Below are 23,748 nucleotides of genomic sequence, written 5' to 3'. Positions count from 1 at the left end.
AGTTGTTGTCTTTTTCATCCGGCTTGATACGGAAGAAGTGAATAGCCCCTGATCCGGCCTGTCCGGGTACGTTTTACGCTACCTATCACGAAATTAAGCTGGAATCGAAGTGCTTACTCTACCACTGAAATGTCTCTAATTTCATCGTATGTGCTTTTTCCTACTTGATTTCCATGGTCTTCTTCAGCGTATACATCGACTGCAATGGCAGGCTTGGAGTCAGGGTTGTCGCCACAAAACATCACTTTGGTAAAATTCCCACGTTCGGGATAGTGGTCTTTTTTCCCGAATACGATCAGACACTCAAGATTAGGATCTCTAACAAATTCTGACACAATAAAGTCAAATTCTACAGCTTCAAGAGTGATTTTGTCTCCTATTTCTAAAGACTCTGCAATGTCACGGTACTCGGTATCATCCATATATCATCCACGGTCGCTGTAGACAAATAAGATTATGCCAATATTAGGACAATATAGTGACTCGCCGAAATCGATGCAGCTTCCGTCCAGTCAATTCGTTCAAGTTCGTAATCCTTTCGTCAGCGCACCACCGGGCGAAGTGTCCGACACGGGACTGACGTGAGTAGACCGTCACCTCGGACATACTACTTTCCCTATGTTCAATATACATTTCAAGCGCAGTGTCCGATTCTATTGGTTCGAAACTCATGTTTGCTGATTCGAACCAAGGCTCAAACCCCTGATCTCAAGATGTCGATTTCGACCGTTTCAAGCCCAGTAAGTGGAATATAAAAGGGGTTGCGGACGATCTGTTGAGGAAGATCCATTTGTGGACGGACAAAACGCCTACGCTGAGCCACGGTGAATGAAAGACTACTAACCCGTACGATAGCCCAGGAACACGACACGACAACGCAGTATGTCAGTACTGACGGGGAGGAACTATCGTTCGCGCAGGTCGCTATGGCGTCTCAAAAGGACCCGAACGTCACAGTTGAGGATCACCCCAAAGGGTATCTCGTCGACGGTGTGGTGTTCAAGCCCGTCACCGACGACGAGAACCGCCCGCAGTAGCAAGGTCAGCACGGACCGGCTGGTACCACGGTTGGTGACCGGGGTCGGACAGCCGTCCAAAGCTTTGTTACCTTGGGGTTCCGGCGCTGTCGGACACCGTAGCGGCGGCGTCACCCGCTGGGAGTACCGGTGTTAAGGATGACACGACACTGCCCGAATGAGACGAGCTCTGGGAGTACACTATCTAGAATCCACGGGCTGTCCGACTCATTTTTGTCTACCGACTCCCGTATGAGGGTGTGAACCCAACCGCGATACTCCACGCATCTGCGGCGGTACTGGTCGGGGCGGGACTGTTATTGTCCGGCAGAGTTCTCACCATTGCCCTCATTGGACTCGGGGTAGTATTGTTCGTCGCGGGCATTGTCGTTGCGCGACGTGATGACTCCGATAGCTCAAGTAGCTCTTGACATCCTCCCGCGGCTTCAGCCTTGGGATTCCCACGTTGGGATATTACCGTCTACAGGACAACCTGTTCTTCTGGGGCGACTTTATCCGTTGACTTATCCAACAAGCGTACCGATGGCTGTGCCAAACAGCCGTTACTCCTATCCCGGGTAGGATTCGGAGTTGCCTTCGCTCGCGCATTCTCCGTCATGTTCAGGTCTCTGTTGGCGACCAACTCGCAGCCTTCAAAGACGTACAACCCACGCTCACCACGGTTTGAATCTCTTCCTTTCATACTCATGTCGGGTATTCAAGACCTTCAGGTTGCCCCCTGCAACGCGCTCAACGTCGCTGCCGCATTCTTTCGGCTCGTATTCGATGTTATCGAATTGGAATTAGTCTTTGCTCAGACGGTTTGAGATCCACTTTCACTCTGGTTGACTGGTATTTAATATCCGTCCGATTATACGTGGGCATACACTCTCAGCTGCGTGATCTGGTAGCACGCTTAGCTGAATAGATACCCTCCAAGAGTTACTGATCATGTTGACGCTCACGCACATCGCCGATACACATCTCGGCCATCGACAGTACGGGTTGAAACAACGCGAGGACGACATGGTATCAACCACACGTGCTGCGTTCCAAGAGATGATCGAGGAGCGCGGGACCGATGCGATTCTGTTACCGGGTGACCTGTTCCACTCGCGTGATTTGCGGCCAAAGATCCTGCATCAGGTCGAACAAGAACTCGAACGGATCCCTGATGAGGTGCCAGTGTTAGTCTCGCGTGGCAATCACGACGAAAACCTGACGCCGCGGGACGTGACGTGGTTGAATTACCTGCATCAGCGCGGGCACATAGTGTTCCTGAAGGCCGAACTGAATGCGGATCCAGAGACAGCGTGGTTCAACCCGTACGATCCGGACGAACCGGGGCAGTCTGCAGGGTTTTATGATATCGATGTCGCGGACTTGGACCGGCCGATTCGCGTATTCGGCTTGCAGTGGCGCGGCGCGAAGACGGGCCAGGCGCTCCAGCAAGTGGCGAATGGAATCCAGGAGACGAATGAGATGCATGGTGAGCCGGCATGGACCGTGTTGTTGGCGCATTTCGGGATTGAAGATGAGGTCCCGACACTCGGCGGGACGGTAACCCACGGCGAGCTACGGGAATTGAAGGACGTCGTGGATTACCTAGCACTTGGACACATTCACAAGCGGTACGAGTCTGGTGGGTGGATCTACAACCCCGGGTCACCGGAAGCACATAACACCCGCGAAGGGCGAGCCGAGTGGGAACACGGCTACTACTCAGTCACACTCGACATTGGCGGAGCCGATGCCGGTAGTGACACCTCCGAGTTTGAGGTGGAGCATTACCCAACGAAGCGACGGCCGTACTACCGGATTGAATTCGAGGTGACCGCCCACGAGTCACCCGGAGACCTCGAAACTGCGTTTCAGGAACATGTAAAAGACGTGCAGGCTGATATGACGGAGTACTGCAGTCAGGACGCGTTCATGGCACGGGGTGAGCCGCGAGCGCCGATTATCGACCTCCGATTCACCGGGACGTTGCAGTTCAGCCGTGGAGATCTCCGAACGGATGAACTCGCGGCGTGGGTGGAAGATGCGTGCGATGCGCTGCACGTACAGGTGAATACGGGAATTCGGACGGCGAACGTGCAGCAACTCATCTCGGAAATCGATGAGGACGAGGTGTTCAAAGATGGGCAGTTGAACACGGCTGCGCTGGAACACCGCGTTTTCGAGACGGTTGCGAAGGAATCGATCTACGATGACAGCGCAGCCGATGTCGCTGACGTGTTAGGGAACGCCCACCAGATGGCGCAGGCCGACGAAGCAGTCGAGGATATCCGTGACGCGGTGAGTTCAGCGCGACAGGAATTGTTCCCGGAGTTGGCGGACGACGTGGTTTTGGATATAGAAGAGGATCCGTTCGCCGATGCTGAAACGGACGAGGAGACGTCGGGTGACACGGCCCGTGGCGACGCAGACGCTGAAACGGAGGGGGTGGTGGAGGAATGAGAATCACCGAGGTCGCGTTGGAAGACATCAAGTCGTACGCCGACCGGACCGTCGTGCCGATCGAAGGCGGCGTAACGGCGATTCTCGGTGAGAACGGTGCCGGGAAATCGACGATACAGGAGGCTATCGGGTTCGCGTTGTTCGACTCGCTCCCGTTCAACAACAAGGAGTTCGTGCGGGAAGGCGCGAGTTCGGGCACCGTCGAAATCACGTTCGAGCAAGACACGCAGAATGGAACGGAACGGTACAGGGTTGTTCGATCGGTTGGCCGATCGAAGTACGGCGTCCACCGGTATGATCCGGATGCTAACGAGTGGGTGGATCAGGATATCGATTCCAAGAAGGGGCTTGTGGACTGGTTGTGCGCGCGCTTCGATGTTGAAGATGGGGACGAGTTGAGCAGTCTCTGGAGTTCTAGTATCGGGGTGCCTCAGACACGGTTCCTATCTGACTTCTCGCAAACGCCCAAGAATCGCAAGGCAACGTTCGATGCGCTGCTGAATCTGGACGCGTACGAGGAATCGTGGAAGACGCTCAAGGACATCCCGGACGCGATCGAGAGCCAGCAACAGGATCTTCGTAGCGACATCGATACGCTCACCGGCGAGGTACAGGGGCTGCCGGACAAGCGAGCGGAAGCGGAATCACTGGCCGATGACGTTTCGGCGATTGAGGCGCGTATCGAGCGGAAATCAAGTGAATTGTCGGAGAAGGAGGCTGAGCACGAAGAACTGGAGGCTGTCGAAGAGGAAATCGAAGGGCTTGATCAAGAGGTTGACTCGCTGGAGCGGGACATCGACTCGACGGAGAGCAATTTGGAGACGGCGAAGGAGGAACTCGCAGCGGCCGAAGAGGCACAGGAGAAATGCGAGGCGAATCGTGAGGGGTACCGTGAGTACAAGCAAGCGAGCCAGCGGCAGGAAGAATTAGAGGAACGAGAGGCTGAACGAGACAAGCTGGCTGAGAAACACGACGCACAGGAAGACACGGTCAAGGAAATCAGATTCGAGGTCGAACAACTGGAAGAGGACTCGGAAGAACTGGAAGACGCCCGGGAGACACTGGAGGCGCGTGAAGCGGAGAAGGAGCGGTACGAGGAACTCGATGAGCGCATCAAATCGCTGAAAGACGGTGAGGACGACGTTGATGCGTTGGAGGAAGACATCGAACAGTTGGTCGAGGAGATTGAAGAGAGGGAAGAGGAAATCGCGTCGGTAGAGGAAACGATCGCGGAGATAGAAGCGGAGTGGGAGGAAACAACGGATCCGGAAACGCTCTCCGGTGAGATCAACGACCGGGAGGCGCGCCGGAAGCAGCTGGCAAGCGAGCGCGAGCGACTTGAAGATCAACTGGATCGGTTGCGTGATACGGATGTTGATGCGCCGTGCCCAACGTGTGACCGGCCGTTAGACGAAGACCATCGGTCGGAGGCAATCGGACAGCGTGAAGCCCGGATCGAGGAGATTGAGACGGAACGCGAGGAACTGGCTGAAGAACTAGCTGAGTTTCGTGAGCAGCGTGAGGCGGCGAGGGAAGTCAAGCAGCGTGCCGATAAGCTGCCTGTTCATCGAGACAAAATCGAATCGTTGGAGAATGAGATCGAAAACCTGCGAGCCGAGAAGGAAGAGAAAGAAGTGGAGTTAGCGGACTTGGAAGACGAATTGACGGCCCTCCCTGATCTCGAAGCCGAGCGAGACGACTTAGAGGAGACGTACAATGAGTACCAGACTGCCGAGTTCCGGGTCGACGACCATGCTGATGTACCTGCAGAGTTGGACGAAAAGCGCACCAAATTGGAGGAGGAACAGTCGGCGCTCGTGGAGATCAAAGACGAGTTGGAGCAGTTTGACGGCCTAGATGAAGAGTTGGCGGAGGCCAAGGAGACGCTGGAGGAGACGGAATCGGCGTATCAGACGTATATCAAGCACGAGCAGCAGGCGTCGCAGGTGGAAGAGCGGCAGGAGAGAGTCGACGAACTGGAGAGCAAGCTTGCGGACCTCGAAGCGAATCTCGAGGAAACAGAGGCAGAACTGGAGGAAACGAAAGCGTCGTTCGATGAGGAGCGATTCGAGACGCTAGAGTCAGAAATCGAGGACCTCAAGCGAGAGATCCAGCGGGCTAAAGGGACGCTTGATGAGAAGGAGGAGAACTTGCGGAAAGAGCGCGAGGAAATCGCGGAATTGGAGACGAAGCTAAAGGAGCGTCAGAAGAAACTCCAACAACTGAAAGAACTCAAAGCGGATCAGCAGTTCGCCGAGTGGGTGCGAGAGAACGTCCGGGAAGCCGGGCCGAAGATGCGGGAGATCATCACCGACCGGATTGGATCCCGGGCGAATGAGTTGTTCCGCTCGATTCGCGGCGCGTCGGCTGAGACGCTGGAGTGGACGAGCGATTACGAGATCGTCGTGCACGACGCAGATGTTCAGAAGTCGTTTTCGACGTTGAGTGGTGGGGAGAAGATGGCGGCTGCACTCGCCGTGCGGCTGGCGATCTTAGAGCAGTTGGCATCAGTCGGCGTCGCATTCCTAGATGAACCAACGGCGAATCTCGACCGGCAAAAGAAACGGAATCTCGTCTCTCAGCTCAAACAGCTGGATAGCTTCGAGCAACTCACGGTCATTAGTCACGACCAGACGTTCGATTCGATGACTGACTACACGATCACCGTCGAGAAAGACCGGCAGACGTCGGAGGTATCGGTCAATTAATGCCGATCGATAAACGCGGTGTTGCGTCCGAATTGGAGGCGAACGTTGAGACGATCGAGTCGTATCTCGAAGACGATACGGGGATCGTTGAGCGATATCGAGATGCGTTTCAGCGATTGCCCGACGAGTGGACGTCCGATGACATTCGCGCGGCGCTGCAGGATGCATCATATCCAGGGGCGTCTCCGACGGGCGAGTTTGATGCCGTGGACAGCATCATTGTCCCGTACCCGGAGAGTGACGGGTGGGAGAATCACGAGGAGGTCAACAAATGGGCGCGGGAGATTATTCGTGACGTCCCGGTGCTGGCTGTCGATGGGTCACAGCTCCCGCCGACAACACAATTCAATGTCCCGCTCGCGTACGTTCAAGCGGCGTGGGCAGTCAACCATCATCACGCCGAGGGACGGCTCGACCGCGGCGTTGAGGGACGACTCTTGACGCCTGACGAGGTCACGCAAGAATCGAGCGACGGTGACTACCGGTTCGTTGATTCCCAACTCGTCGGCCATCACCGGTTCGAGCACGAAGGCCAGCTCCTCATTGACCAACTCTCGGCCATAGCCGATGCGCGTGATGCAGGTGACATCGACCACACGCCGGTCGCGTTCTACGACGGACCGTTGATCGCATCGTTTGCGAACCCGCTGAAGCCGGAGACCAGAGAGCGGTACATCTCGACGCTGAGTCGCGTCATCGCGGCGAGTCAACACCACGAGGTTCCGCTGGTCGGGTACGTTGCCGGGTCGTCCGCCACCGAACTCGTGAAAATGACGCGACTGCTCTTGCCCGATGAATTCGATACTGATCGCGTTATTCCCGACGCCCACGTACTGACCGAGCTGATGAGTCCGTGGGGCGACACGACGATTCCATTCATCTCGAAACGCGACGGGAGCATCGACGCGTTGCAGGCAACGTACGACGGGGAAGCGTACGAATTCCGCGACGACATCCTGTTCTCGTACCTGAATGTACCGCCAGGCGCTGGACTCGACCGGATCGAGTTCCCTGGCTGGCTCTGCCGCAGTGACGGGCCTGACGCCTACGACTCGATGTACGAGTACACCGTCGACATTGTCCGGGCAGAAGCAGGGATCGGGCGGGGGTACCCCGAAATCCTGCAACAGGTCGATAGCGACGCCGTGTTAGACCATCAGGACCGCCAGCAGTTCCAGCGAGTCGTCCAACGGTGGGCTGACTCGAACGACGTGCCGCTCGAATGGAACGCCAAAGCACTCAGCAAGGAGCTTCGACGACGATGATTCACCACAACACCAGCAGTTCACCAACCAGAGACACCGCTGCAGCACTACCTAACAGGACAGGAGGAACCCAATGACCGATCACTCGACAGCCGGCGACCAGTTAGACCTCGATTCGTGCGTTCAGATTGGCAGTGTCGTCTCTTCGAATAGTCACTTAGATTATGTCGTCGAGGTCTACAAGGAACGAGACTGTGAGCGACCACCGGAACTCCACGAACGCGAGTTCGGCCAACCAGTCTTCATCGAGAAAACCATCGACGGGACCGAGCACGCGGTCATGGGCGTGATCTACGATACGCAACTGATCGATCCTGACCAGGGTCGTACTGGCCCACGATTAGCTCAAGACGATCAGGCGCAATTCACCCCGGGTTACATCGAGGAACGCACGACACTCGCCGGTGTCGCACTGCTCGGGACTGCCGTCATCACTGATGACCGGACGATCACGAATCCGACGCATCAGATGCCGCGGTGGACGTTGGAAGTCGATGATACCGTCTTCCACTGTCCGGATGAAATCACGCGCTCCTTCCACTCAATCGACGACCAGATTCAGCTGGCGTACATGGATCGACTGTTGGATATCGCAGGAGACCTCGGTGCGGAGGTCATCGTCACACTCATTGATCGGTTACGGGAACTCCTTCCGGAGGATGACCCGAACCAGCGGGTCCTTGATGTCGTTGAACAGAACGTGCAGTGGCAAGCACGAGAACGCCGAGGGGTGGTCTAATGGCTGGCCGCTCGGACGTCGTCGGGACCGTCGCTGGACCGGGTGAAGATCCGAACGAATTCGTGTTCGTAACCCCATCGGACCGGTCGATCAAGACGGGCGAGTTCATCACGTACACCGTCTCGGCCGATGGCGGCGAGCGGTCGGTCTTTGCCCGTGTCACGAACCGCGAACTGATCAGAGGCTTGCCGGAGGGGTTCCTCGCCGATCCAGAAGTCGGCCCGGAGACGGTCGCGGCGACACTCGGTGTGCCGACCGATGACACCGAGTTGTACCGGCTGACGGCAACGGTCATCGGATACTACGACACCGACATGACTACGTTCGCCAATCCGCGACAGCTCCCGGACCCGGGAACAACGCTGTCGATTGCACCGGATCAGCAACTCGAAACGGTGCTTCCGAATCTCGGGTGTGAAACGGACAGTACGGATGTGGCTGACCTGGACGGCATCGCGCACGTCGGGTGGCTGTTGAACCGTCCCGCTGAAGCGACGAACATTCACATCCCAATCGAGGAGTTCGCCTCGACACACTTGGCGATCCTCGCATCGACTGGTAGCGGGAAATCCTACACCGCGTCTGTCTTGATCGAGGAGATGATGCGGCCGAGTGCACGCGCATCACTACTCGTGTTCGATCCGCATGGCGAGTACGATACCTTGGCTGACATGCAGGGCGAGGCGGCCTTCCGGGATGAAGATGGGTACGAGCCGGATATCGTGTACTATGACCCGGAGCGACTTCGCGTTCGCATCTCTGAACTGGAGATCGGCGACGTGATGGCGATCTTGGACAATCCGAGTAATCGGATGCAAGAGCGGCTTTCGACGGCGTGGCGCGCGATGCAGAGACAGGAAAGTCGGACGTGGGGCGTAGACGAACTCATTGCCGAAATGGAGCGGATTTACGGTGACGATGACGCAAGTGTTGGTGCCTTAGAGTGGCGACTCCGACGGTCGATCGAGCGGAATGATCTCTTCCATCCCGAAGAAAACGTCCCGTTGGACGAGATTGTGGATCCAGGACAGTGTACAGTGCTTCAGATGGACACGCTGGATCGATGGGATCAGCAACTCATTACCACCGTTCTCTTACGACGGATGTATCGAGAGCGACTCGATGACGTACGGGACCGCGAGTCTGCAATCGACCATCCGATATTCGCGCTCTTTGAGGAAGGTCATCGGTTTGCCCCGGCCTCTGGTGATGCTCCGTCGTTACGAATCATGCGGACGATCACATCCGAAGGCCGCAAGTTCGGGTTCGGACTCGGAATTATCAGTCAACGACCGTCGAAAATCGATCAAGACGTACTATCGCAGTGTGGGACGCAGATCTCGATGCAAATCCAGAACCCGAACGACCAAGACGCGATCAAGAATTCTGTCGAAGCCGCCGGCGAAGATGTTCTCAGAGAACTTCCAGGATTGACGCCCGGGCAAGCAGTCGTCTCAGGGGATGCGATGAACACGCCAGCCTTGATCCAGGTTCGACAGCGACGCACACCCCACGGAGCTGGAAGCCGGCCAGTCATCGAAGAGTGGCATGATGCCTACGATGAACGGCAGCGCGAACCGACACGATCAGAAGGGGCTGATTTCGGTGAGGGTGGTTCGACAGGAGTGCAAGACTTGGACTGATCGAGGAGTATGTGAATGGTTGGTTATCTCTCAAAGATACGCTTAGTTTTTGATCCTGAGACTCCAGCCAATTGCGGGCACTCCTTGGCCCTCTACCGGAGTACCAACGCTCAGCAAATAGCCATTCTTCCTACCGAATCGGTCTACTCCCTATGGTCTCGGAACCGTTGCGGATGATCTGGGCGCAACTCGAAAGATAGAATCACGTCACTCCTCTAACCGTCGGAGCATCTTGTCGCCACGATCGGTCGTAACGTAGTACGTGTGCTTCCGATGAGTTTCATCCTTTGGCTTCAGCTTCCGCTCGGTTCCTTTGATTGTGGAACCCTCGTATTCGGTGACTAGGCCGACCTGTCGAAGCGCGCGGTAGAGGTGGCGGACGTATTCGAACTCCATGTCCAGTTCCTCGGCGGTCATCCGAGGGTAATCTGGTCCGCCACGCGCCAGCCGTCGAACGAGCGTGTGCCCGTCGGGAAGGTGACGCAGGACGTTCAGCTGTCCGTCGGGTTCATCGAGAAATCGCAGGAGATGGTCACCCTCCCGGGAGAGCCGGTAGTAGGTGTGGTGCTGGCGCACTTCGTCGGCCTGCTTGGCTTTGACGCGGCGCTGTTTCACCGTGCCTGACTCGACGCGTTCGAGCAGTCCAGCTGTTTCCATGTCCTCGCACAACGATTCGACGTGCTCGCGCTGCGCATCGAGATGGCCAGCCATCGATCGTGGATAGTTCCCCTCAACGGCGTCAAGGTGATAGCAGATTAGGTAGGCGACTGGATCGGCTGGGAGCGGGGCCAATTGGCCGACGATCTCTTGTTCGCGTTCGAGTTCGGCTTCGAGAACTTTGGCCCGCTCGTACCGTGATTGTGCGTTGCTCGCTGGATCGGAATCGAGATCCAAGGTGACGTCGATTGCTTCTCCCTGGGGTGTGTCGAGTTTCACCGTCAGTTCGCCTGTGTCCCAATGGTCGCCAGACTTGGATCGGGCCTGATCCAGCGCTTTTTCGACCTGCTGGTAGCGCGTCATAATCGTGTCTGCTTCCAGCCTGAGGCGGTCAATCTCGGCCTGCGAGACCATCCTCGTTGAGTAGTTCTGGGCCGTCCGTTTGAATCCACCGTGTCGGCGTTATCCCGTGGTGTATGGAAACCTCGTCAGGAATCGGGCGAACAATGCCGAACATTTCGACGATTCATACCGAGAGGCAGCCACGAATAGTTCTGTTCGCTTAGCACAGCCACTAACCGACGATATCAATATCGCTAGTTGTCCACTCTGGCTCAAGAGACCAGTTGCTGACACGTAGTGATCAGAATGACGCGACTGAATCAGTCGCCTGATTCAGCCGCCGTCCGGATGGATGCGTGATGAGGCTACCAAAACTCAAACGCATCCTCACAGATCCGGACGAGTACATTTCGAACAGCCAGTTGAAGTCTCTTAGCATGGAGTTGCTTGAGCTGATACCGATGGAAGGAATCGAGGGCTCTGGCCTCGATTCCGAGGAGATCATGGAAGTCGTCTTACGAGCTGCTGTTGACACAACCTCAGTCAACGGCGTCACAACGAATACTGAGGACACGCCAAACCGCGAGCCAGTGATGGACTGGTTGCACACCCTGGAGAAAGAGCCGATGCTCGATGCTGTCAACGATATCCTCGCACTGGTGGCAATGACGGTTCTCGACCGCGGCGGGTCGAGAACCATCTGTCTGGACTTCATGGACAATCCGTTCCACGGTCATCCAGACGACGAGGACGAGTTCAGGAGAATGGAAGCACGGGACGGAACCACGAAGTGTCACCGGTACTGTACTGCGTTCGTCATCGCGCAGGGAAAGCCACTAACACTGGCAGTTGAACCAGTTGATGGCGAGGACAGCAAGGCCGACGCGGTCGAGCGCGTGCTCGCCCGCGTCGAGACATATCCATTCGAGACCGACCAGATCCTCATGGACAGAGACGCCTTCGTCGGGGAGTTAATCGGTGTTCTTCGGGAGACAGCACCGCCAGTCTTTCCGGTCATAACCCGGAAAGACTCGCTCCGGGAGAAACTTGCTGTCACTGCTTCGCATATGACAGAAGAGACGGTCTGTGAAGACAAAGAGTACGAACAGACGTATCCGCTGGCAGTGAACGTCACCTACCAGAACGGTGATCGTGGAAAATCAGGGCTCAAACAAACGGGCTACGCGGCGTACGGTCTGGAAGACCGCACGCCGCAGCAAGTGGCGCAGGTCTACAACCATCGGTCACGGATCGAGAAGAGCTATGAGAAGTTCCGCGAAGCGCGTGCTTTGACAACGACGCCATCGACGATAATTCGGCTCTTCTACGTGGGTGTCGGGTTCCTGTTGGAGCAGTTGTGGCTCGTGTTGCAATGGGCAGTGCTCGCCCGGCCACGGCGTGGCGGGCGAGCACTCCCGACAGATTTCACGTTCAGTGATGGGTTTCTCCACGGGATCGAGCAGGTGTTAGACGATGAGCTCGGCTGGAAGCAAAAGCATCGGACAAACAGTGAAGGGTTACCACCAGGATACGAGCACGGACTCGGCTGAGCCGCCTCGCTTCGGCTGAAGCGAGGCTGGCGAACAGCGACAGCTATCTTTTGACGGTCGTCGAAATAACTGCCACAGCGGACAACAGCCAAGTATTTGATATTTTTCTAACTCGGTGCAGCGTCAGGAGTGGAATTCGTCTCGTTTCGGCCTTCTTATCGTGTTAAACCGGACTCTTGCCACCGGCGCTATCGATAGAGTGGACAACTAGCGATAGTGCAATTTCCCAGGAATTTGTCTTATAGCTTGTGCGACGACCGGAGGATTATATATTTAAACTAGGGTTGGGAGATAGGATGACCGGTCCTCTGACCCCCTATAACCTGCCTGACTCCGGATTGGCGGCCGGTATGGCGGCCCTCCCTGCCGATGGACCGTCTACATCAACCGCCCCCGCATCTGCGGGATATGAAGACAAGTCCGTCGAACGGTTGACGCCTCTTAGAGGCGGCCAGAGTCAGTGTAGACGAGGTCGCGGGTCCAGCCCCGACGGGAGCTACAACCGGGTGAGGTCCGACAACTAGGCGGCCCGGCCTTCCGGCCGGATATGAATGAACTTCAGCTGTGAAGTATTAACCAACACACCGCCAGCAATACGGGCGGGAGTTGGTTAACACGGAGAACGCTTGATTCAGGAACTATTCTCGGAAACGGGATACAAACAGGGATTACTCGGGACTGTACCGGGATTGGAGGAGACCAAGTCGAGTTTCCTGAAACGCGGAAGCGCCACGCCGCGGCTTATCGGGAATATAGTCCTCTAGTCGAGTATGGGAGAACACTCAACGGCGAACCGATTGGCGGTGGACCAGCCAACTCGGGGCGCTGACCGCAATCGGTCCCTCGCTGACCAGGCCGATCCGGCTACGAACGAGATGTTGTTGCCGCAGCTCGACGACGGCATCACGCTGCTCGACGTCGAGGGGGGCCGCGGCGTCCCGATCCTGCAGTCGCTCGTGCTCGACCATCTCCTCCTGCACGACGGGCCCGCCTTCTGGGTCGACGCAAACGGACACGCGACGACGACGACACTCGCTCAGATCGCGCCCAGTCAACGGTTGCTCAACCGAATCCACGTGGCACGCGGATTCACCGCCTACCAGCACTACGGCGCCGTCTGTGATCTCCCGACGGCAGTGAACAAGTCGATCCAGATGTCCACCACCGACGTCGGGGCGGCCGGTCGAGGGGGATCAGGCCGTGACGAGGACACATCCCCCCACACACCCGCCCTCATCGTTGCGCCGGCCGTGGACGCCCAGTACCGCGCCGACGATACCCTCGGCGAGACCTACGCGAAAACCCTCCAGGCCCGAACTCTCGCCCGGTTGGCGACCTACGCCGATGGGTACGACATCCCGGTGCTCGTTACGCGAAACGAACGAAACGAATTCACCGAACCGATCGCGACGGTCGCCGATCATCACCTGGAGTGCGAGCAGACTCGAATGGGGCCACGGGTCGTCGGCGAGGACTTCGAGACGCTCGTCTATCCCGTCGACGACGGCGCGTACTACCAGACGACGTTCGCGTACTGGCGGCAGCTGCTCGCGGCACGCGCCACGCAGGTCGGCGTGGAACCGACGACGCCGGCGGCGTCGACGCCGACCCCGGAGGATGTCGGGACGGGCGTCACAGCTGACGGTGAGACGGTGTCGGCCACCGCGGACCCCCTGCTCGATGCGTGGACGGCGAGCGGTACAGGAGGCCGATAGCGATGGGGCGCACGAACCCGACGTACCGGGATGCGCTCCGGGCCATCGAAGAGCGCTGGGCGGCGTTCCGGCGGGCACTGCGGCGTCGCGACCAGCCGCGCTTTGACCGGCTGTTCGAGTACGCCCGCGAGCACGCCGACGCGAGCGGGCTGTTGAACCACCAGAATCCGCTGCTGCCGGCGCTACTCAGCGTCGATCTCGAACAGGAGGCCCGCCTCGACGACCACGAAGAGCGCCTAGCAGAGCTTGAGCAACGGCTTTCGGAAACTGTGGGCGAACAGCAGCAATCGTCTGCCGAAGGTGACACTGGAGGTGTGGAATGACGGGGTTGACGACGATTGCCTTCGATATCGAAACGACGGGATTTCAGGCCGATGGTGAACTCACAGTAGTTGGGTTCGACTCGCCGGTCTCGTCGCGAGTGTTTCTCCATACCGGAACGGCACCACAAACAGGCCTCGCAAATCGGCTCAACGACACACTCCAGACACCTGTACAGCTCTCACTCCACGACAGCGAACAGGAACTCCTGAACGAACTGGCGACGTTTGTCACGTCGACACTCACCCAACGTGATGCAAAGCTCGTTGCGTACAACGGTGAACGGTGGAACGGAGGATTCGACCTCCCGTTCCTCCGCACACGGCTCTGTACGCACGGGCTTGAGTGGCCGTTTGGCACGTTGCCATACGTCGACGTGATGGACGTCTTCGAGACACGCTTCAATACGAGTGAAGACACACTGAGTGGCGTCTACGAGGAACTGATCGGTGCCGGATTGAACGAGCGTGATCCATTCACCGACAGTAGCGAGGCAGTCACCGTATGGGAGAAGGGTGCCTACGAGCCACTTATCATCCACAACGTCGCCGATATTCGACGGACCCGAGCGTTGATGGAGCTTGCAGAACGGTATTGCTCGAAGTCAGATTTTTCGATGAAGTCACTCGAACCAGTCGTTTGAGAGCAAGTTGTATCCGTCCCGAAAACACGAGTCCCCGCCATCCACCGCTGTAAGACAAGGAGAACACGCCTGTCGTCAACGAGTCGGGCTATGGTGGGTTCTCAGCGTCGTTGATTCCTTCGAACGTCTCGTGAGCATAGGCGTATCGCCACCGTTGAAGAATCGCTCGCGTCACAAGGCCGGTCTCAGACACAGCAATACAGGATTTCTCGACGGGACGACTCGGAGCGTCGGGTGGTGGATGGAAGTGTCGTCTCGGCGCGTCCGGTTTCGGGTGACAATCGAACCGGAAATTCTGATGCCGGTCGTCCGTGTAGTGGATCGCATAGTTTTCGGTTAGACTCCACCGGATGTCGATTCGAGCAGTTGACGCTGCACCGACTCCATCGGACAGTTCGACCGAGAGCGTCTGTGGATTCAACGGGTCATCTAGTGATGCTGTCTCGGCCAGCGGCTCCTGCTCTAGGATCAGGTCTCGAATCTCACGCAACGCCCCGGCGTCAATAGGTCCAAACACCTCCGATTGCTCGACCGGCTGCGAATGTTGAGAAGGGGTCTTGTCGTTGGTCATACGACGATGGATGCATCGCTATCACCCTCATCGTCGGTATCTGTGTCAGTAAGATGGCCAGTATTGCTTGCTTCACCGATTGCGAGTGTTGCTTGTGCGAGTGTGAGGTTGCGTCGCGTCGTTTGCCATTCTGTGAGGAGGGCACCGTAGTCGCTGTCGACGTCGTCGACGTCTAGTTCACGGGCGAATTCTTCGGGGGAATCGACACCATACTCCTCACGCCACTCCTGTATCTGTGCCTTCATATCAGCAATACCGGACGAGATCTCTTCGGGGGACAGTTCCGCGAGGAGCGACTGTGCATGTTCAGTGACAATCGCCGTTTCCGATCGTCGGTAACACGTCGTCTGCCCGTCTTGGGAGGTTGTTACTTCGCCAGCGCTTTCGAGCGTTCGCAGGTGCTTTCGCGCCGTGGTTGCCGAGACGCGAGCACGGTCGGCGATCTCTCCGGCGGATGCAGGGTCGTAGGTAGTGCGGATGATTTCGTACACTCGTTCAAACGGCGTCGTCTCCTCAAGCCATTCTTCTTCGACGACATCGTTTACGTCGCGGTGTTCGGTCCCGCCATCCGAGACCATTCGATAGGGCGAGGGCATCTCTTCGGACATGATATGCTAAACAATGCGAGGACAGCATAATAATCTGTGGGATAGTATTTTGTTAACCTGGCTATTCACTGCTGTTCCCACAGAGTTTCGATTCGCTCTTCGACGTAATCGAGGGCAAGGCGGCAGACGTCACGATGGTCTTGGGGCCACTGTGCGTCTTCTGCGTCGGGACGACTTGCGTCCGGCGACGGATGAAAGTGATCTCGTTCGTTGTGACTGCTGAGGTGACGATCCCACCGACACTTCCACACGCTCTCTTGGTGCTCTTCTTGATAGTGAACGGTGAAATCGTCGTTGCGATACCATCGAATCTCAAACCGAGCAGACACATCACCCGGGTAGTAATCACCGGCGAGTTCGACACGGAGATACAACTTCCCTTCCTCGACGAGGTCCACTGCTTTGAACATCTGATGGCCAGCGAATCGAGACTGTATCCGCTCTAACACCGCACGGTCCAGTGGCGCGGGACTCGCGCCGTCGTCGGACGGTACCATTGTCAGCCGTGGGAGGGTGCTGTGGAGCTAGTCTCCTTCTGGCGGGCACGCTCGTGGAGCCGGCGCTCCTCGATTGCGGTCGCCCAGTCCCCGAGGTCCGCATACACGTCGTCAACGCGCTCGGCGTCGAATTCGAGAACATCGACGTCACCGGGCGAGTCAGCGTCGTACTCCTCGCGGTATGCTTCGATTTGGTCGGTGAACTCCGAGACCCGGGCCTGTAGTTCTTCGACGGTGTGTACGTTCGCCAACTCATTCACTCGGCGCCACTCGAAGTAGTCGTCGTTGCGCTCGTACCGAGCTGGACGGCCATCGTGGTGGATAACGATGCCAAGGTCAGCGTAGAAGGACAGATGCGTCCGTGCGGACTCTTCGGAGCAGTCCGCACGCTCGGCAATCTCGGCGGCCGTCATCGGCTCCCGCGCATGGAGGACCGCGCCGTACACGCGCTGTTTCGTGTCCTGGCCTTCGAATGGCCGGTCGAATGACGGCGGTCCGTCGCGACGGGCGTCATCTGACATACTTCGACCAACGGACTAAGACCACATATTTCTTTCTCTGACCAAAATATATTCTTTTGTCTTCCCATACTGTCAGGTCGACAGCCCCACCCAGTTTGCTCACTCAGGCAAGACCGCTATCGCCGATTGAGCGATGGCCGGTGCCGACGAATTGCTCGGCATTGCCGATCGAGATCGCAGCGTTCGCGAACGCGAGGTTTCGGCGGAGCGTCTTCCACTCACGAATCGTCTCTAAGTCGATCTCGTCCTCTGGAGACCCGGATTCGGAGAGCGTCTGATTCGTCTGATCAACAACCAACTCCTCGGGTGATTCGACGCCGAATTCGGACCGATACTCGGTGAGTTGCTCACACATCTCCTGGATTCGCGTCACAAGTTCGTCAGTCGAAACGTGCTCGAGGATGTCAACAGCCTGTTCGACGACGAGTGATTCGGGTGAGCGCCGATAGAGCGTTCCGCCATGTTCGCCGGGTGTCGTCTCGACAAACCCCTCGTCTGCGAGTGTGTTCAGGTGCTTTCGGGCGGTCTTTGAAGCAGTTCGTGCATCGTCAGCTACGGTATCAGCTGAGACAGGGCTGTACGTATGCGCAACGACGTGTCGAATGCGCTCGTAGGGTGTCGTTTCCGCTTCCCATTCCTCGCCGACCGCTTCGTTGACGTCTGCAAACTCATCTGGTGGGCTTCGGTCGTTCATATAGAAACGCACGACTCAGAGGAATATAGTTTTTTGGCAAATTCCTATGTTCCCCCAGTGGTGAGTACACCGGCTGAATCCACCCAGATGAATTCCGGAAATCGTTCCAGAAGTAGTGGAACACAGACAAACGGTCAGAAAACACCAGTAGAGTCGTTCTTGGGGCCATACATTGAAATCCGGAAACGACACGCCACACCTTATCGGCGACTCGAACATCAGAGAGACCTAGATGGCGTTGAGCATCGACTTTCTGGACGACGGCCGCGTACTGGAGTGGGAGACAACCGCTGACGGCGCCGTCGCGACCGAGCACGAAGACTACTCGCCGCGCTTCTACGTCGCTGCTCGCGACCCAGCGTCCGACCTCGACCTCACGACGCTCCAGTCAGTGTACGACCAGCACCCGGATGTCGTCGCAACCGAGATGATTGCGCGACGGCCGGGCTTTCGACGAGATGAGGAGGCCGTTCTTGCGGTCGACGTTGCCCACATCGACCGCGTCACCCCACTCGCCCGGCAGGCACGCCAGCTGTCGGCCTATCCAGTCGGGGATCTCGCCTGTTTCAACGTCGACTTCTCGCGAGAGTTCCGGTACTGTCTGGAGACCGGCGCCGATCCGACACCCGCGAGCGAGCTGTCGACGCTCCGGCTTAGCGTTCCGGTGACCGAAACAAGTAATGGCGTCTATGGGGAGCTGTCCGTCGACGGCGACACCGTCACCGGCTCGCCGACGGATCTTCTGACCGCTGTCCAAGGGGCGCTCGACGCACACGATCCGGACGTCCTGGTCTGCTCGACGAGCGAGATCGTCCCGACCCTCCACGAGATGGCGACGGACGCCGGCGTCGACGACCTCTCGCTGAGTCGGTGGCCGGACGTCGACTATCAGCAGCTCGCGAGTCGGTCGACGTACTCGAGTTACGGCCGCGTCGGCCACTCGCCGGCGCGATACAACGTTCCCGGCCGGGCGATCATCGACGAGTCGAACACGTTCTTCTACGGGGAGACGAACCTCGACGGCATCCTCGATCTCGTGTCGCGCTCGAAAAAGCCCGTCCAAGAGCTTGCGTGGGCATCGATCGGGAACGTCCTCACCGCGATCCAGATCTGTGAGGCCCACGACCGCGGCGTCCTCGTCCCGTGGAACTCCTGGCGCCACGAGTTCTACAAGCCGATGGGGACGCTCCACGATGCCGACCGCGGCGGGTTCATCTTCGCGCCCGAGGTCGGCCTCCACGAGAACGTCCACGAACTTGACTTCTCCTCGTTGTATCCGAACATCATCTGTACCCGGAACGTCTCGCCGGACGTCATCCGGTGTAGCTGCCACAGCGACCGCGAGGACGTCCCCGGCCTCGGGTACTCGATCTGCGACGACCGGGGCTACCTCGTCGACGTGCTGCAGCCGATCATCGACGCACGCGACGAGATCAAGGCGGCCATCCGTCGCGAGAAGGAACGGAACGACCCCGACGAGGACCGCTTAGCGGAACTCGAGGGACGGTCGGGAGCGCTGAAGTGGATCCTCGTCGCCTGCTTCGGGTATCAGGGGTTCAGCAACGCGAAGTTCGGCCGGATCGAGTGCCACGAGGCGATCAATGCATTCGCTCGCGAGATTCTGCTGACGGCGAAACAACGCCTAGAAGCCGGCGGCTGGCGTGTCGTCCACGGCATCGTTGATTCGATCTGGGTGACTCCGAACCCCGACGTCAACGACGATGATCGTGAAGAGCTCGAGATGCTCGCGACGGAGATTACGGAATGCGTCGAGATTCGGCTCGAACACGAAGCCCACTATGACTGGGTGGCGTTCGTACCGCAGCGCGAGAGCGACGCCGGCGCGTTAACGAAGTACTTCGGCAAAGTGGCTGGCGACGACGAGTTCAAGATACGCGGTATCGAGGCTCGCCAGCGGTCGACCCCGGCGTTCATCGAAGACATCCAGCGAGACTGCCTCGAACGGCTCGACGCGACTCGGTCTCCGGACGCCGTACTCGACTGTCTTCAGGACGCGATCAAGCGCCTCCACGCTGGAACGGTGCCGGTTGAGCAGCTCGTCGAACGGAATCGTGTCTCCAAGCCACTCGAAGGGTATACTAATCAGACACAAAACGTAGCCGCGCTGCAACGCGCTCACGATCAGGATCTCGCGGTCCACCCGGGACAGGACATCGAGTACGTAGTTGTCGACGACGAGAAAACCTCACGAGAGCGGGTCGCGTTGGCTCACGAGGAGATCGAGTCGTACGATGCGTCGTACTATGAAACGAAACTCATCAGAGCTGTCGAAAGTCTTCTGTCGCCGATAGACTGGGATCGGTCGAAGATCCGTCGAGAACTCACGGAGACGCTGGTCCCGGAGTTGGCGGCGTACGCGAACACGGAGAATGATTAACCAACACGAGAGTCGTCCGGAGTGGATTTGTTGGTTAATCACGATTCCCTCGAGGTCGAACCCCCACACCCCGTGTGCGATATGAATTTGGCGAGAGGGTAGGCAGGGACGAACGATCCGAAGATCACAGGATTCAGTGAGAGAGTCCACGAGAAGACGTAGAGTCGGCGAAGACGCTCAATCCACGAGGAAGAAAGCCACGGACGAGTGCATTCGTATCACGAAACGTACTGTTTCGTTTTGACCGACTCTAGTGCTAGTGCGGCTCTGGTTGACAGTGCACCTATGTAAAGATTTCCCTGAGATATAGTCCATCTTGACATCGCTGTATTTGAGACCTCTTCTCCGTGAAATCGTGGGTTTCCGGTGTTTCGTAGTCTCCCTCCTTAATCACCCCCTCCTCCCGTTTTCCCGATTTCATATCGCACACGGGGTGTGGGGGTGGCTTACCGACGCGATCGCGTCTCACTCGGAATCGTTGAGCCACATGCTCGGTACTATCCGGATCGAGACTACGTCCACCCTTTCATCTTGCACACGGAGGGTGGCTTCACCGAGTTCTTCTGATTCGCCTCGATAACGATGCCTGTTCGATGAGCTATCCGGCATTTCATATCGCACACGGGGGGTCACTACGACCAATTGATTTCGCCCGCGGTTACCGTTCTCTACCTATTGCCCTCTCATAGATCGTCTCTATCGGCTGAATTCGGCTGATTTAACCTCGCACACGGCACCCATATTTATTTATGGTTTCGACCTAACTGCGCAACTATGGCTGACGGCGACGATCAACAATCCCTCTCACAATCTATCAAAGGCCGCCTCCAGGAGGGGGTTCAAAATTCTGTTTTCCGTGATAAGGGACTTCTCGACCCGGATGCCGTCATCGACGAGGACCGGATCGTGGGGCGTGATAATCAGCTGGACGACATCATCACCTACCTTCGACCGGCATTACAAGGCAACCGCCCGCCCAATATGCTTCTCTACGGTCCGTCGGGGACTGGAAAGTCACTCATCATCAACGCGGTGTGCCAGCAGGTTCTCGAGCTCGCGAACTCCCAGGGAGATCGGTTCGGCGTAATCAAGATCAACTGCCAGACGATCAAATCGCACGACCGAGCTGTCTATCGGCTCGTGAAGAACGCAGCAAATGAAGCCGGTGTCGACATCGGCGTCCCTGAGAGCGGGATTTCGACCGACCAGAAGCTCGATCGGTTCTACGAGATTCTGACCAATAACTTCGACTCGGTCATCATCATCCTCGACGAGGTCGATCTTCTCGTGGGTCGGCAACGAGATCCGAACGACGAGCCGGCGTATTCGAAACTCCTCTACCAGCTTTCGCGAGCGTCACAGCTCGGTCGCATCGAGGGCCACGTTTCCGTCGCTGCGCTCACGAACGATCCTCGATTCATGGAGGATCTCGATGGTCGGGCGGAGAGTTCGTTTAATCCGCAGGACGTCGTCTTCCCCGACTACGATGCGAACCAACTGCAGGCGATTCTCGAACGCCGTCGCGATGCATACCAAGACGATGTCCTCGAGGATAGTATTATTCCGCTCAGTGCTGCATTCGCGGCCCAGGATCACGGTGACGCTCGGAAGGCAATCGATCTGTTCCGGAAAGCTGGTGAAATCGCGGATCGGGAAGGAGAAGACACAGTTTGTGAAAAGCACGTTCGCGATGCGCAGAAAGAAGCTGAGCGGGACCGGACGCTGACCCAGATGCAGGGTCTCTCGACACAAAAGAAGCTCTCGCTATACGCCACCGCGATCGTCCCGGTCCACGCTCAGCGAAATCTGAACGCCGTTCCTAGTACGGTAGCGTACCGGGTGTATCAGTATCTCACCGACCTTCTCGATGCCGATGAGAAATCCCGAGACTCCTACCTGCGATACATGAGTGAGGCTGAGACCTACAATTTCGTCACGTCGGAGAAACGGGGACGTGGCTACGGCAGTGGTGTCCACAAAGAGTACACCTTCATTGATGATCCGGAGGTGGTCGCTGAGACCCTTCAGGCCGACATCCGACTCGAACAAGCTGAACACGAGGAGAATCTCGTCGAATCTGTTGTCAACGCACAGATAGACGATTTCTTCGAAGGGAAGTAACGCCAAGAATCACTGACTCCGGCGCTGAATTCATTTCGCACACGGGGGGTGATTCCACCGAGAGTGTTGTTAGCTTGACTAGATGTGTCTGACAACGGTACGCAATATTTCACTTCGCACACGGTGTGTCCTCACTCTCAACCAGTCAGTCAATTCATTACTCACACGGGGTGTCTGGAGGTAACGAGGGTGTCATAGAACAGTTCGCATACCAAAGAGCAGGGTGAACGCTGAGGTGGAATGCGTTCAGCGACCCTGCAAGATGATCCTTCGGTAGAATCGTTCTTCAATGCCGTGGAAACGGAGACGTTGGCGTTGTTCGAGCACCTCTCCTTCGAGTTTCTTGAAGGGTTCGACGTGTTCGCCCCGGCGGAGACGGGGCGAACACGAGATCTTGAGCCGCCCGAGATGATGCGTGGCTTTCTCCATTGCTATTACAAGAACATCTACGGTATCCGTCCGGTTGCACGAGAACTGAACAACACCGTTGTCTGGCTCAGCTGTAGCTTCGATCGACCGCCGTCGAGAGACGCGGTCGATCGATTCCTCACTGATCTTGAGCACGTTGTTGACCGGGTCTTCGACCATCTCGTCGAGCAGGCCGCCTTGCGGGGCCTGCTCGACTTGACGTATTCTATCGATTCAACCGACGTGAGAGCGATGCCCGCCGATCCAGACGCATCGAAGTGCTATGATCCAACCGATGACGAGTACTACTACGGCTACGGCTGCACGATCGTCTCAACCGGGCAAAAGATCCCGATTGCAGCCGAGTTCACCGAGAGCAAACAAGCACCAGAAGAGACGGCGATGCGCGTCACGCGTGACGCGCTCGCCGTCGGGAAACCGATGTGGATGCTTGGAGACAGTGCCTACGACACGCTCGACTGGCACGACCACCTGCTGGCCGCAGGGGTCGTGCCAGTCGCTCCGTACAATCCACGAAACACCGACGACCCGAAAGATATCGAGTACAGGGTAGAAGACCGCATTGAAAAACACAGCAACGACGTTCAGCTGAAGCAATCAACGCTAGACGAGACGTACAACCGCCGGAGTGGCGTCGAACGAACCAACGAATCAGTCAAGGGCTGCGGCCTCGGGCGAACGCACGCCCGAGGCCGCGTCCATGCACGAGCGCAGGTGTTCCTCGCGTTGTGTCTGCGCCTCGTCGTCGCAATCACCAACTACGAACGCGGAGACAATCCGGGAAGCACAATCATCACGGTGTGAGAAGAGTTCTATGACACCCTCGTGATGAATAGGCGTCGCTCTGACG

General features: G+C 57.4%; 19 protein-coding genes. 12 read left to right on the top strand and 7 right to left on the bottom strand.

The genetic code is table 11. The annotated features are described in order from the left end of the window. Positions 1–113: 113 nt before the first annotated feature. A complete protein-coding gene (locus tag NBT81_RS09365; RefSeq protein ID WP_338737870.1) occupies positions 114–422 on the bottom strand; it encodes a hypothetical protein in 309 nt (102 codons plus the stop codon). A gap of 1,545 nt (positions 423–1,967) precedes the next feature. Here NBT81_RS09365 and NBT81_RS09360 point away from each other — a divergent pair. The 5 genes from NBT81_RS09360 (at position 1,968) to NBT81_RS09340 (ending at position 9,831) form a co-directional block, all read left to right on the top strand. Further along, entirely contained in the window at positions 1,968–3,476 is a 1,509-nt protein-coding gene (locus NBT81_RS09360; RefSeq protein ID WP_338737869.1) for a DNA repair exonuclease, read from the top strand. Next, entirely contained in the window at positions 3,473–6,184 is a 2,712-nt protein-coding gene (locus tag NBT81_RS09355; protein ID WP_338737867.1) for an SMC family ATPase, read from the top strand. Before NBT81_RS09360 ends, NBT81_RS09355 begins: the two co-directional genes overlap by 4 nt. Then, positions 6,184–7,449 (top strand): DNA double-strand break repair nuclease NurA, encoded by a 1,266-nt coding sequence (locus tag NBT81_RS09350; RefSeq protein WP_338737865.1) that lies wholly within the window; start codon positions 6,184–6,186, stop codon positions 7,447–7,449. Before NBT81_RS09355 ends, NBT81_RS09350 begins: the two co-directional genes overlap by 1 nt. Positions 7,450–7,522: 73 nt before the next feature. Further along, positions 7,523–8,188, top strand: coding sequence for a hypothetical protein (locus NBT81_RS09345; RefSeq protein ID WP_338737863.1), 666 nt, complete (start codon positions 7,523–7,525; stop codon positions 8,186–8,188). After that, positions 8,188–9,831, top strand: a complete 1,644-nt coding sequence (locus tag NBT81_RS09340; protein ID WP_338737861.1) for an ATP-binding protein — start codon at positions 8,188–8,190, stop codon at positions 9,829–9,831. Before NBT81_RS09345 ends, NBT81_RS09340 begins: the two co-directional genes overlap by 1 nt. A 207-nt stretch (positions 9,832–10,038) precedes the next feature. Here the strand turns inward: NBT81_RS09340 and NBT81_RS09335 are convergent, their stop codons facing one another. Next, the gene (locus NBT81_RS09335) at positions 10,039–10,902 is read right to left on the bottom strand and encodes a DUF2250 domain-containing protein (RefSeq protein WP_338737859.1); all 864 of its coding nucleotides are present in this window, start codon (positions 10,900–10,902) and stop codon (positions 10,039–10,041) included. 287 nt (positions 10,903–11,189) lie between these two features. On the opposite strand from NBT81_RS09335, the gene NBT81_RS09330 reads away from it, so the two are divergent. From NBT81_RS09330 to NBT81_RS09315, 4 genes are all read left to right on the top strand, one after another. Next, complete coding sequence (locus NBT81_RS09330) at positions 11,190–12,380, top strand: ISH3 family transposase (RefSeq protein ID WP_338737857.1); 1,191 nt, start codon at positions 11,190–11,192, stop codon at positions 12,378–12,380. A gap of 875 nt (positions 12,381–13,255) precedes the next feature. Continuing rightward, a complete protein-coding gene (locus NBT81_RS09325; RefSeq protein ID WP_338737855.1) occupies positions 13,256–14,095 on the top strand; it encodes a hypothetical protein in 840 nt (279 codons plus the stop codon). Between the two features lie 2 nt (positions 14,096–14,097). After that, positions 14,098–14,418: a hypothetical protein gene (locus NBT81_RS09320; protein WP_338737854.1), complete on the top strand. Its 321-nt coding sequence runs from the start codon at positions 14,098–14,100 to the stop codon at positions 14,416–14,418. After that, positions 14,415–15,059, top strand: coding sequence for a ribonuclease H-like domain-containing protein (locus NBT81_RS09315; protein ID WP_338737852.1), 645 nt, complete (start codon positions 14,415–14,417; stop codon positions 15,057–15,059). Before NBT81_RS09320 ends, NBT81_RS09315 begins: the two co-directional genes overlap by 4 nt. A gap of 88 nt (positions 15,060–15,147) precedes the next feature. Here NBT81_RS09315 and NBT81_RS09310 read toward each other — a convergent pair whose 3' ends face one another. The 5 genes from NBT81_RS09310 to NBT81_RS09290 form a co-directional block, all read right to left on the bottom strand. Further along, complete coding sequence (locus NBT81_RS09310) at positions 15,148–15,630, bottom strand: hypothetical protein (protein WP_338737850.1); 483 nt, start codon at positions 15,628–15,630, stop codon at positions 15,148–15,150. Further along, a complete protein-coding gene (locus NBT81_RS09305) occupies positions 15,627–16,238 on the bottom strand; it encodes a winged helix-turn-helix domain-containing protein (RefSeq protein ID WP_338737848.1) in 612 nt (203 codons plus the stop codon). Before NBT81_RS09305 ends, NBT81_RS09310 begins: the two co-directional genes overlap by 4 nt. Before the next feature lie 65 nt (positions 16,239–16,303). Continuing rightward, on the bottom strand, positions 16,304–16,648 hold the full coding sequence (locus NBT81_RS17325) for a hypothetical protein (protein WP_425498628.1): 345 nt from the start codon (positions 16,646–16,648) through the stop codon (positions 16,304–16,306). Between the two features lie 89 nt (positions 16,649–16,737). Beyond that, a complete protein-coding gene (locus NBT81_RS09295; RefSeq protein ID WP_338737844.1) occupies positions 16,738–17,256 on the bottom strand; it encodes a DUF7342 family protein in 519 nt (172 codons plus the stop codon). A 103-nt stretch (positions 17,257–17,359) separates the two neighbouring features. Beyond that, positions 17,360–17,950, bottom strand: a complete 591-nt coding sequence (locus NBT81_RS09290; RefSeq protein WP_338737842.1) for a DUF7342 family protein — start codon at positions 17,948–17,950, stop codon at positions 17,360–17,362. Between the two features lie 232 nt (positions 17,951–18,182). Here NBT81_RS09290 and NBT81_RS09285 point away from each other — a divergent pair, with 232 nt between their 5' ends. The 3 genes from NBT81_RS09285 (at position 18,183) to NBT81_RS09275 (ending at position 23,702) form a co-directional block, all read left to right on the top strand. Continuing rightward, positions 18,183–20,348: a type B DNA-directed DNA polymerase gene (locus tag NBT81_RS09285; protein WP_338737840.1), complete on the top strand. Its 2,166-nt coding sequence runs from the start codon at positions 18,183–18,185 to the stop codon at positions 20,346–20,348. Between the two features lie 774 nt (positions 20,349–21,122). Beyond that, positions 21,123–22,469 (top strand): orc1/cdc6 family replication initiation protein, encoded by a 1,347-nt coding sequence (locus NBT81_RS09280; protein ID WP_338737838.1) that lies wholly within the window; start codon positions 21,123–21,125, stop codon positions 22,467–22,469. Between the two features lie 240 nt (positions 22,470–22,709). Further along, positions 22,710–23,702 carry a transposase gene (locus NBT81_RS09275; protein WP_338737836.1) on the top strand — a complete coding sequence of 331 codons (993 nt, stop codon included), beginning with the start codon at positions 22,710–22,712 and terminating at the stop codon, positions 23,700–23,702. The last annotated feature ends 46 nt before the right edge of the window (positions 23,703–23,748 follow it).

Origin of the sequence: Haloplanus sp. CK5-1 (assembly GCF_037201915.1) — an archaeon.
Lineage (GTDB): Archaea > Halobacteriota > Halobacteria > Halobacteriales > Haloferacaceae > Haloplanus > Haloplanus salilacus.
This window is presented reverse-complemented; position numbering and strand designations above follow the sequence as displayed.

Excerpts from the sequence above, each read along its gene's own strand:
- NBT81_RS09365 (WP_338737870.1), bottom strand. The coding sequence starts at position 422 with ATGGATGATACCGAGTACCGTGACATTGCAGAGTCTTTAGAAATAGGA.
- NBT81_RS09360 (WP_338737869.1), top strand. The coding sequence starts at position 1,968 with ATGTTGACGCTCACGCACATCGCCGATACACATCTCGGCCATCGACAG.
- NBT81_RS09355 (WP_338737867.1), top strand. The coding sequence starts at position 3,473 with ATGAGAATCACCGAGGTCGCGTTGGAAGACATCAAGTCGTACGCCGAC.
- NBT81_RS09350 (WP_338737865.1), top strand. The coding sequence starts at position 6,184 with ATGCCGATCGATAAACGCGGTGTTGCGTCCGAATTGGAGGCGAACGTT.
- NBT81_RS09345 (WP_338737863.1), top strand. The coding sequence starts at position 7,523 with ATGACCGATCACTCGACAGCCGGCGACCAGTTAGACCTCGATTCGTGC.
- NBT81_RS09340 (WP_338737861.1), top strand. The coding sequence starts at position 8,188 with ATGGCTGGCCGCTCGGACGTCGTCGGGACCGTCGCTGGACCGGGTGAA.
- NBT81_RS09335 (WP_338737859.1), bottom strand. The coding sequence starts at position 10,902 with ATGGTCTCGCAGGCCGAGATTGACCGCCTCAGGCTGGAAGCAGACACG.
- NBT81_RS09330 (WP_338737857.1), top strand. The coding sequence starts at position 11,190 with ATGAGGCTACCAAAACTCAAACGCATCCTCACAGATCCGGACGAGTAC.
- NBT81_RS09325 (WP_338737855.1), top strand. The coding sequence starts at position 13,256 with ATGTTGTTGCCGCAGCTCGACGACGGCATCACGCTGCTCGACGTCGAG.
- NBT81_RS09320 (WP_338737854.1), top strand. The coding sequence starts at position 14,098 with ATGGGGCGCACGAACCCGACGTACCGGGATGCGCTCCGGGCCATCGAA.
- NBT81_RS09315 (WP_338737852.1), top strand. The coding sequence starts at position 14,415 with ATGACGGGGTTGACGACGATTGCCTTCGATATCGAAACGACGGGATTT.
- NBT81_RS09310 (WP_338737850.1), bottom strand. The coding sequence starts at position 15,630 with ATGACCAACGACAAGACCCCTTCTCAACATTCGCAGCCGGTCGAGCAA.
- NBT81_RS09305 (WP_338737848.1), bottom strand. The coding sequence starts at position 16,238 with ATGTCCGAAGAGATGCCCTCGCCCTATCGAATGGTCTCGGATGGCGGG.
- NBT81_RS17325 (WP_425498628.1), bottom strand. The coding sequence starts at position 16,648 with ATGTTCAAAGCAGTGGACCTCGTCGAGGAAGGGAAGTTGTATCTCCGT.
- NBT81_RS09295 (WP_338737844.1), bottom strand. The coding sequence starts at position 17,256 with ATGTCAGATGACGCCCGTCGCGACGGACCGCCGTCATTCGACCGGCCA.
- NBT81_RS09290 (WP_338737842.1), bottom strand. The coding sequence starts at position 17,950 with ATGAACGACCGAAGCCCACCAGATGAGTTTGCAGACGTCAACGAAGCG.
- NBT81_RS09285 (WP_338737840.1), top strand. The coding sequence starts at position 18,183 with ATGGCGTTGAGCATCGACTTTCTGGACGACGGCCGCGTACTGGAGTGG.
- NBT81_RS09280 (WP_338737838.1), top strand. The coding sequence starts at position 21,123 with ATGGCTGACGGCGACGATCAACAATCCCTCTCACAATCTATCAAAGGC.
- NBT81_RS09275 (WP_338737836.1), top strand. The coding sequence starts at position 22,710 with ATGCGTTCAGCGACCCTGCAAGATGATCCTTCGGTAGAATCGTTCTTC.